14 protein-coding genes are annotated in these 13,364 nt (G+C 58.9%); 9 read left to right on the top strand and 5 right to left on the bottom strand.

Going from position 1 to position 13,364, the window contains the following annotated elements; translation table 11 throughout:
- The 5 genes from atuD to ACIPIZ_RS11445 all read left to right on the top strand — a co-directional run bounded on the left by atuD (nucleotide 1) and on the right by ACIPIZ_RS11445 (nucleotide 5,027).
- Nucleotides 1-1,158, top strand: a complete 1,158-nt coding sequence (gene atuD, locus ACIPIZ_RS11465; protein WP_401165363.1) for a citronellyl-CoA dehydrogenase — start codon at nucleotides 1-3, stop codon at nucleotides 1,156-1,158.
- On the top strand, nucleotides 1,155-1,952 hold the full coding sequence (locus ACIPIZ_RS11460) for an enoyl-CoA hydratase/isomerase family protein (protein WP_122661630.1): 798 nt from the start codon (nucleotides 1,155-1,157) through the stop codon (nucleotides 1,950-1,952). The genes atuD and ACIPIZ_RS11460 overlap by 4 nt, the downstream gene beginning before the upstream one ends.
- Before the next feature lie 110 nt (nucleotides 1,953-2,062).
- Nucleotides 2,063-4,024: an acetyl/propionyl/methylcrotonyl-CoA carboxylase subunit alpha gene (locus tag ACIPIZ_RS11455; RefSeq protein WP_401165362.1), complete on the top strand. Its 1,962-nt coding sequence runs from the start codon at nucleotides 2,063-2,065 to the stop codon at nucleotides 4,022-4,024.
- Between the two features lie 70 nt (nucleotides 4,025-4,094).
- Nucleotides 4,095-4,637 (top strand): exonuclease domain-containing protein, encoded by a 543-nt coding sequence (locus ACIPIZ_RS11450; protein ID WP_064391358.1) that lies wholly within the window; start codon nucleotides 4,095-4,097, stop codon nucleotides 4,635-4,637.
- 105 nt (nucleotides 4,638-4,742) lie between these two features.
- Nucleotides 4,743-5,027, top strand: a complete 285-nt coding sequence (locus ACIPIZ_RS11445; protein ID WP_064391359.1) for a pyrimidine/purine nucleoside phosphorylase — start codon at nucleotides 4,743-4,745, stop codon at nucleotides 5,025-5,027.
- Nucleotides 5,028-5,113: 86 nt separating this feature from the next.
- On the opposite strand, the gene ACIPIZ_RS11440 is transcribed toward ACIPIZ_RS11445, so the two are convergent.
- Both ACIPIZ_RS11440 and ACIPIZ_RS11435 read right to left on the bottom strand, forming a co-directional pair.
- Nucleotides 5,114-5,920: an MOSC domain-containing protein gene (locus ACIPIZ_RS11440; protein WP_064391360.1), complete on the bottom strand. Its 807-nt coding sequence runs from the start codon at nucleotides 5,918-5,920 to the stop codon at nucleotides 5,114-5,116.
- 167 nt (nucleotides 5,921-6,087) lie between these two features.
- Nucleotides 6,088-7,023 carry a chemotaxis protein CheV gene (locus ACIPIZ_RS11435; protein ID WP_064391361.1) on the bottom strand — a complete coding sequence of 312 codons (936 nt, stop codon included), beginning with the start codon at nucleotides 7,021-7,023 and terminating at the stop codon, nucleotides 6,088-6,090.
- Nucleotides 7,024-7,476: 453 nt separating this feature from the next.
- Between ACIPIZ_RS11435 and ACIPIZ_RS11430 the strand changes: the two genes are divergently transcribed.
- The 3 genes from ACIPIZ_RS11430 to ACIPIZ_RS11420 all read left to right on the top strand — a co-directional run bounded on the left by ACIPIZ_RS11430 (nucleotide 7,477) and on the right by ACIPIZ_RS11420 (nucleotide 9,951).
- Nucleotides 7,477-7,947, top strand: a complete 471-nt coding sequence (locus ACIPIZ_RS11430) for a hypothetical protein (RefSeq protein ID WP_064391362.1) — start codon at nucleotides 7,477-7,479, stop codon at nucleotides 7,945-7,947.
- A gap of 454 nt (nucleotides 7,948-8,401) precedes the next feature.
- On the top strand, nucleotides 8,402-9,295 hold the full coding sequence (locus ACIPIZ_RS11425; protein ID WP_064391363.1) for a sensor histidine kinase: 894 nt from the start codon (nucleotides 8,402-8,404) through the stop codon (nucleotides 9,293-9,295).
- Nucleotides 9,292-9,951: a response regulator transcription factor gene (locus tag ACIPIZ_RS11420; protein ID WP_064391364.1), complete on the top strand. Its 660-nt coding sequence runs from the start codon at nucleotides 9,292-9,294 to the stop codon at nucleotides 9,949-9,951. Before ACIPIZ_RS11425 ends, ACIPIZ_RS11420 begins: the two co-directional genes overlap by 4 nt.
- Here the strand turns inward: ACIPIZ_RS11420 and yegS are convergent.
- Complete coding sequence (gene yegS / locus ACIPIZ_RS11415) at nucleotides 9,935-10,852, bottom strand: lipid kinase YegS (RefSeq protein WP_064391365.1); 918 nt, start codon at nucleotides 10,850-10,852, stop codon at nucleotides 9,935-9,937. The genes ACIPIZ_RS11420 and yegS overlap by 17 nt on opposite strands.
- A 319-nt stretch (nucleotides 10,853-11,171) precedes the next feature.
- Between yegS and ACIPIZ_RS11410 the strand changes: the two genes are divergently transcribed.
- Entirely contained in the window at nucleotides 11,172-11,477 is a 306-nt protein-coding gene (locus ACIPIZ_RS11410; protein WP_401165358.1) for a hypothetical protein, read from the top strand.
- A 59-nt stretch (nucleotides 11,478-11,536) separates the two neighbouring features.
- Here ACIPIZ_RS11410 and glp read toward each other — a convergent pair whose 3' ends face one another.
- On the bottom strand, nucleotides 11,537-12,763 hold the full coding sequence (glp, locus tag ACIPIZ_RS11405; RefSeq protein WP_401165356.1) for a gephyrin-like molybdotransferase Glp: 1,227 nt from the start codon (nucleotides 12,761-12,763) through the stop codon (nucleotides 11,537-11,539).
- Nucleotides 12,747-13,286 (bottom strand): molybdenum cofactor biosynthesis protein B, encoded by a 540-nt coding sequence (gene moaB, locus ACIPIZ_RS11400; RefSeq protein WP_401165354.1) that lies wholly within the window; start codon nucleotides 13,284-13,286, stop codon nucleotides 12,747-12,749. Before moaB ends, glp begins: the two co-directional genes overlap by 17 nt.
- Nucleotides 13,287-13,364 lie beyond the last annotated feature (78 nt).

Genomic DNA, 13,364 nt, shown 5'->3' with positions numbered 1-13,364 from the left:
ATGATCTTCACCCCGGAACACGAAGCCCTGCGCCGTACCGTCCGCCAGTTCGTCGAGCACGAGATCAATCCACACGTCGATGAATGGGAAAAGGCCGGACGCTTTCCGATCCACGAGATTTTCCGCAAGGCTGGCGACCTCGGTCTGCTCGGCATTTCCAAACCGGAAAAATTCGGCGGCATGGGCCTCGACTACAGCTATTCGATTGTCGCCGCCGAGGAGTTCGGCACTATTCATTGCGGCGGCATTCCGATGTCGATCGGTGTGCAGACCGACATGTGCACGCCGGCCCTCGCCCGCTTCGGTTCCGATGAGTTGCGCGAAGAATTTCTGCGCCCGGCGATCACTGGTGAGCAGGTTGGCTGCATCGGCGTTTCCGAAGTCGGCGCCGGATCTGATGTGGCCGGGCTGAAAACCACCGCGCGCAAGGACGGTGACGACTACGTGATCAACGGCAGCAAGATGTGGATCACCAACTCGCCGAGCGCCGATTTCATCTGCCTGCTCGCGAACACTTCGGACGACAAACCGCACATCAACAAGTCGCTGATCATGGTGCCGATGAACACGCCGGGGATCAGCCTCAGTTCGCACCTGGACAAACTGGGCATGCGCAGTTCGGAAACCGCTCAGGTATTTTTCGACGACGTGCGCGTGCCGCAACGCAATCGCGTCGGCCACGAAGGCGCCGGGTTCATGATGCAGATGCTGCAGTTCCAGGAGGAACGTCTGTTCGGCGCAGCGAACATGATCAAGGGTCTCGAGTATTGCGTCGACAGCACCATCGAGTACTGCAAGGAGCGCAAAACCTTCGGCAATGCGCTGATCGACAATCAGGTGATCCACTTCCGCCTCGCCGAATTGCAGACCGAAATCGAATGCCTGCGCGCGCTGGTCTATCAGGCCACCGAGCAGTATGTGAAAGGCCAGGACGTGACGCGACTGGCGTCGATGGCCAAGCTCAAGGCCGGGCGTCTGGGTCGCGAAGTCAGCGACAGTTGCCTGCAATATTGGGGCGGCATGGGTTTCATGTGGGAAAACCCGGTGGCCCGCGCCTATCGCGATGTTCGACTGGTGTCGATTGGCGGCGGCGCCGACGAAATCATGCTGGGGATCATCTGCAAACTGATGGGCATTCTGCCGGGGAAAAAGAAATGAGCAGCCTGCCCGATTGCCAGACGCTGTTACTGGAACTGCATGGCGGCGTGCTGCACATCACCCTCAATCGCCCGGACAGCCGCAATGCGATGAGCTTGCAGATGGTCAGCGAATTGCGCGCGGTGCTGGCCTGCGTACGCGATGACCGCAGCGTTCGCGCATTGGTGCTCAGCGGTGCCGGCGGGCATTTCTGTGCCGGTGGCGACATCAAGGACATGGCCAGTGCTCGTGCTCAGGGTGTGGATGCTTACTGTGATTTGAATCGCGCTTTTGGTGCTTTGCTGGAAGAGGCGCAGCACGCGCCGCAAGTGCTGATCACCGTGCTGCAAGGCGCAGTGCTCGGTGGTGGTTTCGGTCTGGCCTGTGTCAGCGATATCGCCATTGCCGATCACCAGGCGCAATTCGGTCTGCCGGAAACCAGTCTGGGTTTGCTGCCGGCGCAGATCGCACCGTTTGTGGTCCAGCGCATCGGCCTGACCGAAACCCGTCGGTTGGCGCTAACGGCAGCGCGTTTTGACGGGCATCAGGCAAGACGTCTGGGGCTGGTGCATTTTGTCGAGCAGGATCCGCAGGCACTGGCCGAACGTTTGGATGAGGTGCTGCAACATGTGCTGTGTTGTGCGCCGCAGGCGAATGCGATGACCAAGAAACTGTTGTTGGCCAGTGCCGGGCAGCCTTCGAGTGAACTGCTTGATGAGGCGGCGCTGTGGTTTGCCGAGGCGGTGACGGGGGAAGAAGGGATCGAGGGCACCATGGCTTTTGTGCAGAAGCGTAAACCGCGGTGGGCTACCTGAAAGCATCGCAAGCAGGCTCACTCCTACATTTGAAATGCGTTCCCCTGTAGGAGTGAGCCTGCTCGCGATGAGGCCTCCACATCCACCGCCAAAACCTCAGGAAACCCACCATGCCAACCCTCCATAAAATCCTGATCGCCAACCGCGGTGAAATCGCCTGCCGCATCCAGCGCACCGCCCAGGCGTTGGGTTACCGCACCGTCGCCGTCTACAGCGACGCCGACGCCGATGCCCTGCACGTACAAATGGCCGATCAAGCCGTACACATTGGCCCGTCCCCGGTGCAGCAGTCGTATCTGAATATTCCGGCGATCCTTGACGCCGCTCGTCGCAGCGGCGCCGACGCCATCCATCCCGGCTACGGCTTCCTCTCGGAAAACGCCGAGTTCGCCCGCGCCTGCGAACAAGCCGGTTTGACCTTCATCGGCCCCAGCGTCGCAGCCATCGAATTGATGGGCAGCAAACGTCAGTCGAAAATCGCCATGCTCGCCGCCGGCGTGCCCTGCATCGCCGGTTATCAAGGCGCCGAACAGGACGACACGACCCTGCTGCGCGAAGCCGAACGCATCGGCTACCCGTTGATGATCAAGGCCAGTGCCGGTGGCGGCGGTCGCGGCATGCGTCTGGTCCACGATGGCGCTGATTTACCGGCACAACTGCGCACCGCACGTTCAGAAGCATTGAACGGTTTTGGCTGCGACGAACTGATCCTCGAACAGGCGTTGATCGAGCCGCGTCACGTCGAAGTGCAATTGTTCGGCGATCATCAGGGCAACCTGATTTACCTTGGCGAACGCGATTGCTCGGTACAGCGGCGTCACCAGAAAGTCATCGAAGAAGCGCCCTGCCCGGTGATGACCGCCGAGTTGCGTCAGGCCATGGGCCAGGCGGCACTGAAAGCCGGACGCGCGGTGAATTATGTCGGCGCTGGCACCGTGGAGTTTCTGCTCGATGCGCGTGGGCAGTTCTATTTTCTGGAGATGAATACTCGCTTGCAGGTCGAACATCCGGTGACCGAACTGATCACCGGGTTGGACCTGGTAGCGTGGCAACTGTTGGTTGCCGAGGGGCAGCCGTTGCCGCTGACTCAGGATCAAGTCCAACTCAGCGGCCATGCAATGGAAGTGCGACTCTATGCCGAAGACCCAACACAGGGTTTTCTGCCACAAACCGGCCGCATCACGGCGTGGGAGCCGGCGCAGCAACACGGCACACGCATTGATCATGGCCTGCGCGAAGGGCAACTGATCAGCCCGTTCTACGACCCGATGCTCGGCAAACTGGTCGCCCACGGCGCCACTCGCGAGGAGGCACGACGCAAACTCCTGCGCGCGGTGCAGGACACGGTGCTGCTCGGTGTGCAAAGCAATCAGCGCTTGCTGGTCAGCGTGCTGCAACACCCACAGTTCATCAGTGGCAACTTCAGCACAGCCTTCATCGGGCAGCATTTCAGCGATCACCCCTGCCTGCATCCATACGCGCCGAGTGAAGAAGATCTGGCCATCGCCGCGGTGCTGTTTTATCAAACCAGCGCCCTCATCCACCGCAAACCGCTTTCCGGTTGGCGCAATAACGCCAGCGTGCCGCTGCTTTACCACCTCGGTCTCAACGCTCAGAACTGGAACCTGCAACTGCTTGCTGAACCGCAAGGCGTGTTCAAGGTGAAGGTCGCCGAACGCACTCTCGAATTGAAACTGATCAACCACGATACCCAGTCGGTGACGCTGGAAATCGACGGCTTGCGCCAGCGTCACGCCTATCGACTCGATGCCGGTCAACTCTGGCTGTTCACCCATCCCGGCGCCCTGCGGCTGGAGGATCGAACTCACGCGGTGATCGACAGTCAGACCAGCGTCAGTTCCGGCACCTTGAAAGCACCGATGGACGGTGCCATCGTCGACGTACTGGTCAGCGAAGGCAGCCCGGTCAGCAAAGGTCAATTGCTGGTGGTGCTGGAGGCAATGAAAATGGAGCACCCGCTCAAGGCCGGCATCGACGGCGTGCTCAAGCGGGTGCAGGTCAAGGTCGGCGATCAGGTAAAAAATCGTCAGGTTCTGTTGCAGGTCGAGTAGTCAGCCGAGCGCAAATGCAGGGTTTGGCTACGCTCTGAATTATCAGAACGCGGAAATCAGGAACCCTGCGATGCCCCACTGGCTGGTCATAGATCTGGAAGCCACTACCGACGAGGGTGGCTGGCCAGTCACCGAGATGGAAATTATCGAGATCGGCGCCACGCTGGTCGATCGTGCCGGGCGCGAGCAGGATCACTTCCAGCGCTTCGTCAAACCGACACGACGGCCCCTGCTCACGCCGTTTTGTCGCGAGCTGACGCACATCACTCAAGCCAATATCGATGCGGCGCAGCCACTCAACGAAGTCTGGCCGGCGTTCGAACGTTGGCTTGCGCAGCATCAGTCACGCCTCGAAGGCTGGGCCAGTTGGGGCGATTACGACCGCAAGCAATTGCTTCAGGAGTGGCAGCGCCTGCAGATCGACAGCGGCTTGAGCCGCGTGCCGCACATGAACCTCAAGCAACGTTTCGCCAAGGCCCGACGCCTCGAGCGCCCGCTGGGCCTCAACGGTGCACTGCAACTGGCGGGTATGCAGTTCAGCGGTCAGCAACACCGGGCGCTGGAAGATGCGCGCAACACCGCGCGGTTATTGCCACTGGTGTTGCCACTCTAGGGTCAATTCGAGAACTCACCGGACAGACGCCGGGCAGGTGACGGCGTTGAAAGCCTTGTGCATACTGGCCGCCTCAATTTTTTAGCCCTTTTCGAGGAATCGCCCATGTTTAAAGTCAACGAGTACTTCGACGGCACCGTCAAGTCGATCGCCTTTGGCACCGCTGAAGGTCCGGCGACCATCGGCGTCATGGCCCCGGGCGAATACGAATTCGGCACCGCCCAGCGTGAAATCATGCACGTGGTATCCGGCGCACTGACGGTCAAACTGCCAGACAGCGGCGACTGGGAAACCTTCGCCGCCGGTAGCCAGTTCAACGTCCCGGCCAACAGCAAGTTCCAGCTGAAAGTCGCTGTCGATACCGCTTACCTGTGCGAATACCGCGGCTAAGCCCGCGGCCCGCAGCGAAAAAAGAAGTACTGCGCAAAAAAATGCCCGTGTCCAAGGACACGGGCATTTTTCGTTTCGGTGACGGGTTATTCGAGGATTTCCACCGACATCCCGACCTCCAGCAGACCATTGCTGTCGTTCACCAGGTTCTGGCCGAACATCGCCCCGTCGGCCTCGGCTCGGTATTTCTGCAAGGTCGCCAGCGGCTCACGATCAGCGCTGCGCTCACCGGTTTGCGGATCGATGGTGGTCAGGATGCAGCGTGAGCACGGCTTGACCACGCGGAACTCGACATCACCGATACGAATGCGTTTCCAGCTGTCCTCGGCATACGCTTCGCTGCCTTCGATCACCAGATTCGGTCGAAAGCGCAGCATCTCCAGCGGCCGCCCAACCTTTTGCGAAAGGTCCTGCAGCGACGCCTCGCCAATCAACAGCAGCGGAAAACCGTCGGCGAACGCGACTTGATCATCTTCGTTGCCATAGCCGGCTTGCGTGGTGCGGGCGCGATCCAGTGGCACCTGCACCAGACGCGTCGGTTTGCCAATGAAATCGCTGACCCAACGGGCCGCTTCTTCACCGGCATCCGGCACGCGCAAGGTGTCACGCCAGATCGTCACGCCGCGCAACTCGGCATCGTTTCCCGGCAGGGCGATGTCGATGGCAGCCTGCTGCGGCGCACTCAACGTCAGACCGCCCTGTTCATTCCACAGGGCCGACAACTGGCTCATCTTCGCTTCGGCACGCTGTGTCAGAAAACGGCCACTGGCTTCGTCCACGAGCATCCAGCGTCGGTCGCCATCAAGCCCCAGCTTGTCGAGGTCGACACTTTGCAGCACATCGACCTTGCCGGATTTCAACGGGTAACGATAAAGCGCGCTCAGACGCAGCATGGCCAGCTCCCTGGAGGATAAAAACGCCACCCTATACGAGCTGGAGCAGGAATCAAAGAGCAAAAACCGTAGGAGTGAGCCTGCTCGCGATAGCGTTGGGTCAGCAATGATTTGGGGCTGCCCCCCCCTCTATCGCGAGCAGGCTCACTCCTACAAGGGGTGCGTGATCAGGCCGGCACTTCGTCAAGCATCAGGCGCTGACGCACCACGTCGACCAGTTTGTCCGGCTGAAACTTGGAGAGGAAATTGTCGCAGCCGACCTTCTTCACCATCGAGTCGTTGAAGCTACCGGACAGCGACGTATGCAACACCACATACAGGCCTCGCAGACGCGGATCGTTGCGAATTTCGGTGGTCAGACGGTAACCGTCCATTTCCGGCATTTCCGCGTCGGTGAATATCATCAGCAGCTTATCGGTCATGTTCACGCCGGTATCGGCCCAGGCCTTGAGCATGTTCAGCGCTTTCAGGCCGTCGCTGGCAATGTGCATTTTCACCCCGAGCTGGCCAAGGGTGTCGCGCAATTGCGAAAGCGCGACGTTGGAATCGTCCACCAGCAATACTTCACGGCCACGGGCACGCTCCAGCACCGGATCATCGAGCTTTTCACGCGAGACTTTGGCGTTGTACGGGACGATCTCGGCGAGGACTTTTTCAACGTCAATGATTTCCACCAGTTGATCGTCAACCTTGCTGATCGCGGTCAGGTAGTGCTGACGGCCAGCGCTGGTTGGCGGCGGCAGAATGGCTTCCCAGTTCATGTTGACGATACGGTCAACGCCACCGACCAGGAAAGCCTGTACCGAGCGGTTGTACTCGGTGACGATGATCGTGCTGTTCGGCCCCGGCACCAGTGGTCGCATGCCAATTGCCTGAGACAGGTCGATTACCGGCAGCGTCTGCCCGCGCAAATTGACCACACCACAAACAAACGGGTGACGCTGAGGCATCAGGGTCAGTTTAGGCAACTGCAGCACCTCCTGAACCTTGAACACGTTGATCGCGAACAATTGGCGCCCGGCCAGTCGAAACATGAGAATTTCGAGGCGATTCTCACCCACCAGTTGTGTGCGTTGGTCTACCGTGTCGAGAATGCCGGCCATCAATGACTCCTGGGCTTGTTCTGAAGAATTCACTAAGAGGGTTTATCGGCTGCGTGCGGCAAATCTTGATCACTGCCAAATTCGCCATCAAAATGCCACAACCGGTCATTGATGTCACATTAACATCATGCTTTACTGGCCCCCGTGATTTCATCTGTTACAACCCTTGTGGCGCGACCTCGGTTTGCGCTCCAGGTTCCCGCGCCTAAGGGATTCCCCTACCGACAATCAGGCCCAACCTGATATTCGCAATATCCAATAGCCATTAATGTGACGCCATTCTCATTGCATGAACGGAGTCAGGCTATTGTGTGCGATCGCAGTTCAGTGGAAACACATCCTCTTGAAACCCCGAATTTGTGCACCTGCGCACCGGGGCGCGATCTCGCGACGGTTCATGATCGTCGACACACACGGCATTCCCTCATCAGACATGACGTGGTGGAGATAAGCATGCCAATCGACCATAAAGAGTGGGCCCAGCGGTTCCCCGAATTTCTTGTCGAGGCCGAAACGCTGCTGGCGAAGTCCGAGGAGTGCCTCAGCCACCTGCAATTGATCAGCAACGACAAAGACGCCATCGACTGCATGCTCAATACCCTCCTCAAGCTCGCGGGCAGAGCCCAGGCATTGGCACTGGAGGCAGTTTCCGAGTTTTCCCTGCACATCTACGGCTTGCTCAACCTGGCACAGGATCATGTCGACCTGCACGAACAGGCGCTCGCGGCCTTGAAAGACTGCTTCACGCTGATGGCCTGGCAACTCGAACTGGTTGATCAGAACACGGGGCAACTAGGCCTGGATGACAGTGAACAGACCTCGTTGATCGAGGCCTTCGCCTTTCAGGTCGGCCAAAGCCGGTTCAAGCCCCTCCTCGCGCCGCAGCCTTTGTCACTGATGTCCTATTCAGAGCGACAGGCCTGATGAGCGCGCATGTCGTAATTGAATAGTTCATACCTGCCAGCGACAAAACCAATTAAATAACCAACCTGACCAGAGCGGATACATTCCAGCAGGCCTCAGGGTTTTCCTGTGTCCAGGTAACTCAACTTCGGGCACGCAGCAATATCTATCAAACTCAATTAACCGACATTTTCCATTATGGAACTTACGTCCAACATACCGTGTTTTCTGACTCATTGGACATATATGGCGAACGCGACCAACGGTATCTTAAGTGGTATTATGCCGCCCGTTAGTTGCTTTCGAATTAATGGCACAGTGACTTCAGAGATCGACATCGCTCGAAGTTGACGGTCAAACACCGCTCACTGAAGCCTGTTGAAATCAATAATATATTTATCAGCATTTCCAGACAGAGACCCGTCAAACCTCCGGCAGGTCTACCCGCAGCGAACATCCATTGGCTCCATCCGTTATGTACGCCAGCCTCAAGTCAATCTCTACATGGCCACCCTCCCGGGAAAATGCCCGTCGGTTCACCCTCATATTGTGTGTGCTCGCGGCAGTGGGCAGTCTGCTGACCTATGCTTTTTCCCTGCCACTTTGCCTGGGGTTGCTGCTGCTCAACATTGCGGCCACGGCTTGCGTATGGGTGCAATATCGGCTGTCACGCAAATCGATCAAGTTCCAGCCGCAGGAACTCGCTGATCGTTTGCTGGAGGTTCAGGAAAACGAACGTCATCGCCTCAGCCGCGAATTGCACGACGACATTGGCCAGTTGCTGACCGCCGCCAAACTGCAAAGCGAGTGGCTCAGGCGGCGCCTGCCGGAGGACTTGCAGGAGCACTGTACGACGCTCTGCGACACACTCGAAGAAACCCTCAATAAAGTGCGCGACGTCTCGGCGATCCTGAACCCGCGTCAACTGACCAGCCTTGGCCTGGAGGCCAGCCTGCGCGCGCACTTGCTCAAGGCACTGGCCAACACTTCGGTGCACTGGAGCCTCGATTGCCAGCAGCGCCTCAACGGTATCCCTGAAGAAATGGCGGTTGCCGCGTTTCGTATCGCTCAGGAGGCCGTCACCAATATTCTGCGTCACGCCCAGGCGAAAAACCTGCTGATACGCGTGCAGCGACTGCCCCAAGGACTGACGCTGATGATTACTGATGATGGTCAGGGATTTGCCCCTGCCGCCAACCCGGGGCGGGAAGGACAACGGGGCATGGCCGGGATGGCCGAACGTATCGAGCAATTGGGTGGCACTCTGAGCGTCACCAGTGAGCCGGGCAATGGCACTCGGATCGAAGCACTTTTCCCCTGGGCGCCCCGGGCACTCGAGCGGGCCAGTACGAATAAGGTTATGCGTTGACTTGTAACTTACTTCTGGTGGATGACCACTCGCTGATCAGGGCCGGCGTGCGCGCTCTGGTACTGGATATTCCCGGTTACGCAGTAATCGGCGAAGCCAATGACGGCTCGCAACTGCTCGAAATGGTTGAGCAATTGAGTCCCGACATCGTGCTTCTGGATATTTCCATGAAGGAAACCGGCGGCCTCCAAGCCCTGCAACGGCTCAAACGCGTGCGCCCACAAAGCAAAGTGCTGATCCTGTCGATGCACACCGATCCTTCATTGATCATGCAGGCGCTGGAATCCGGTGCCCACGGCTATCTGCTCAAAGACACCACAGCCACCGAGCTCGAACACGCGCTGGAAGCCTTGCGCAACGGCGAGCGTTATTTGAGTCCGGCGATCGCCCACACGGTGATTACCCAGGCGTTGACCCGTAATCAGAAGCAACAACCGGAAGTCGCCGACTCGCATAATCTGACGGCGCGTCAGCTGGAAATTCTCCGTCTGATCGTGCGCGGCAAATCCACCCGGGAAATTGCCAACGGCCTCGGCCTGAGCATCAAGACTGTCGAGACCCACCGCTCGCAAATCATGAAACGCCTGCAAATCTACGATGTGGCAGGCCTGGTGCTGTTCGCCGTGCGCGAGCAGATCATCAGCCTTGATGATTGACCGAAGGTTTGCCGCTCAACAGTGGTGAACCCTCGGGCAAATGCACCTGCAACGCCGCCGGACGCGCTTCAAAGCGCATGTTGTCGCCCTCCAGCGGTTCGCCATCAAGATTGATATAAAGCCCCTCGGCCACCTTGATCTCGACCCACGGCAAACGGGTACGGACGAACATGTTGTCGATACCGAACCCGTCGCTCAGCAGATTTTTCAATGTACCGACCAACTCCTGTGGCGCCGGCAGGATACTGATATCCAGCATCCCGTCATCGACCAGAGCCTGCGGACACAGCACGTGCCCGCCGCCGGCCTGACGGCCGTTACCGATACCCAATGCCAGCAGTTCGCCACGCCAATGGAAATCCGGCCCCTGCAGCTCACCATAGGCGGCATGCAGCTCACTGAAGCGCGACAATCCGGTGAACAGGTAGGCAGCGCCACCCAGAACCTTCTTCAGGTCTTCGGAGGTGTTAGCGGTGACCTGACTGCCAAAACCACCCGTGGCCATGTTGAGGAAAATCTGCCCGCCTACTTCGCCCAGATCGATATCCGATGGCGGTGTATCGAGCAGTTCAAGCGCATCGGCCGGCTCGAGCGGGATACCCGCCGCGCGAGAAAAATCGTTGGCCGTACCCAGCGGCAGCAGCACCAGACTGGCCTTTTTGGGTTGCTGCGCAAGGGCTTCGGCGATGTCGCGCAAAGTGCCATCACCGCCGCCGGCAATGATTCGCGTGTACCCCGCCTCCAGCGCCTCCCCCACCAGACGCTGTGCATCGCCGGCTTCCCAGGTCAGTCGGACCGCCAGCTCCCAGCCTTTCTCACGCTTGGCCTCGACGGCCGCGCGTACGGACTCGTTGAGTGCCTGCTTGCCATGCAGAATCAATAGCGCCCTTTGCTCACTCATATCACTCACTCCGAAAATGGTTTGGGGTATGAGACATCTTGACCCTTCAAGCGCACAAAAAAGTCGCCGCAATCGCAATTAATTCAAACGTATGGCCACCGCGTCCTACAGGGCGGTATTTATTCTTACAAAAAATGCAGAAACGGCTTAATTGACCAGATTTCATGTGTAGTCCACCGTGTGTCGGCGCTATCAATCTGCAACCCAACAATACACAAGGATGTGCATGTAATGAGTGGATACACCCTGACGACTATCGACTATCAATCGGGTGACATCAGTTGCCAACGCCGACCCGCAGCAGAAGGCGGATGCTTTCATGCAGAGCATTGATGCCAAAAAACCTGTGAGCCCGGCCATACCCGCCAGTGACTGTCACATATTGCATAAAACCGATACGAAAGGCCGCGCCAAAGCCACTGGAGACATTGATATGGAACCTCGATTTGCCGAGCTTGAAACCCACCTCAAGTACATTCGACGCGACATGGACGAAGTCAGAGGTGACGTCAAATCGATCAAGCATCGCCTTGCCTATGCGGCAGGGGCTACCGCTGTGGTATTGGGTTTACTGGGTTGGGTGGCCAACAGCCGATTTGACCAGCTCGTGACGCTCATAGGCTGAATGCCCGGAGTGCCGGCGCCGGCTGTTTTCCACCGGCGTGGCACTCACGGCGCCGATCTTCAACCGAGAAGATCACTTAACGGGATGAAACCGACCTCATCACCGGCCACCAGTGTTCTTCCCTCCAGTACCTCGACAAGACCATCGGCCCAGGCAGCACTGCGCAGGACACCGGAACTTTGATTGCGGTAAATGATTGCCTGCCCTTGCTCAAGACGGCCACGCAAATATTCCCGCCGATTGCCGGGCTGCGGCCAGTCGAACCCCGCAGGCACCTTGAACTTCAGCGGCTCGAGATCCTTCACACCTTGTCGGCGCAACAGATAAGGGCGAGTCAGCAAGGCGAAAGTCACCAGCGTCGAAGCCGGGTTTCCCGGCAAACCAATCACGGGCACATTGCGAAAATGGCCGACGGTCAATGGTTTGCCTGGCTTGATCGCCAGCTTCCACAACGCCAGCTCTCCTTCCTCCCGCAACGCGATGCCGAGGAAGTCGGCCTCTCCGACCGAAACGCCGCCAGTGGAGAGAATAAGGTCAACGTCCTGCAGTTCACCCAGGCGAGCTCGGGTCGTGGCCAGATCATCCGGAAGAATACCGGCATCGATCACCTCGCATCCAAGCCGCTGCAACCAGCTGCACAGCACCACGCGATTGCTGTTGTAGATCTGCCCCGGGCCCAGCGCCTGCCCCGGCTCGACCAGCTCATCACCAGTTGACAGCACCGCCACACGGACCTTGCGTATGACATCAAGCCCGGCATACCCCAACGACGCAGACAAACCCTGCTCGATCGGCCCCAGCCGGGTTCCAGCCTCGAGAATCAATTCACCGACCGTGGTCTCCTGACCTTGCGGGCGGATATTCTGCCCCGCCGCCATCGTCTCGATGAAACGTACGCGGCCATCGGCCTGGACCTCAGCGTTTTCCTGCATCTCGACGCAGTCCGCACCCGCTGGCACCGGCGCACCGGTAAAAATCCGCGCGCAGGTTCCCCGCTGCAAAGGCTCGGGCGCCTGACCGGCAAAAACCTTCTGGCTGACCGGCAACGGTGCGCCGGTCCAGTCGCCCAGATTCAAGGCATAGCCATCCATGGCGCTGTTCGGCCAGGGTGGCAGATCCAGGGTCGAAATCAGATCCTCGGCCAACACCCGCCCCTGAACCTCGGCCAGAGGCAAATACTCACGCTCGCTGACGGGCGAGGCTGCGGCCAGTTCCAGCAAGCGCGCCAACGCCGCCTCGACGGGCATCAGGCTAGCGGTCTTGCCCGGCTTACCGACGGGATTCACAAGGCGCCGCCTGTTTCAGATGCGTGACGAAATTGCACGGGCGGTGCCGGGCATCGAGCTGTTCGCCAAGAATGCCGTCCCAACCCGTACGTACTGCGTTGGTCGAGCCCGGCAAACAGCAAACCAGCGTACCGTTGGCTAGCCCGGCGAGGGCGCGCGATTGCACGGTCGAGGTGCCGATGTCGGCTACCGAAATCTGCCGGAACAGTTCGCCGAAACCATCCACTTGCTTGTCGAGCAGGCACGCTACCGCTTCTGGCGTGCTGTCGCGACCGGTAAAACCCGTGCCGCCAGTGATCAGCACCACCTGTACGACATCGTCGGCAATCCAGTTGGCGACTTGCGCACGAATTTTGTAGAGATCATCTTTGAGCAAAACCCGCTCCGCCAGATGGTGACCGGCCGCCGTCAAGCGGTCGACGAAGACCTGGCCTGAGGTATCGGTTTCCAGGGTGCGGGTATCACTGACAGTCAGTACCGCTATATTGAGCGGCACGAAAGGTACATCAGCCTTGGCTTTCATAGGCTCGTCCAGTTGTAGGAGAAACAGCCCGGTGTTATATCACAGCGCCCCATTTTTTCGCCGCCCCCGTGGAGAGCC

The sequence above is a fragment of the Pseudomonas sp. NPDC087690 genome (assembly GCF_044743175.1).
In the GTDB taxonomy this organism is placed as follows: domain Bacteria; phylum Pseudomonadota; class Gammaproteobacteria; order Pseudomonadales; family Pseudomonadaceae; genus Aquipseudomonas.
Note: the sequence above shows the minus strand (reverse complement) of the source record. Positions and strands in the feature narration are given on the sequence as shown.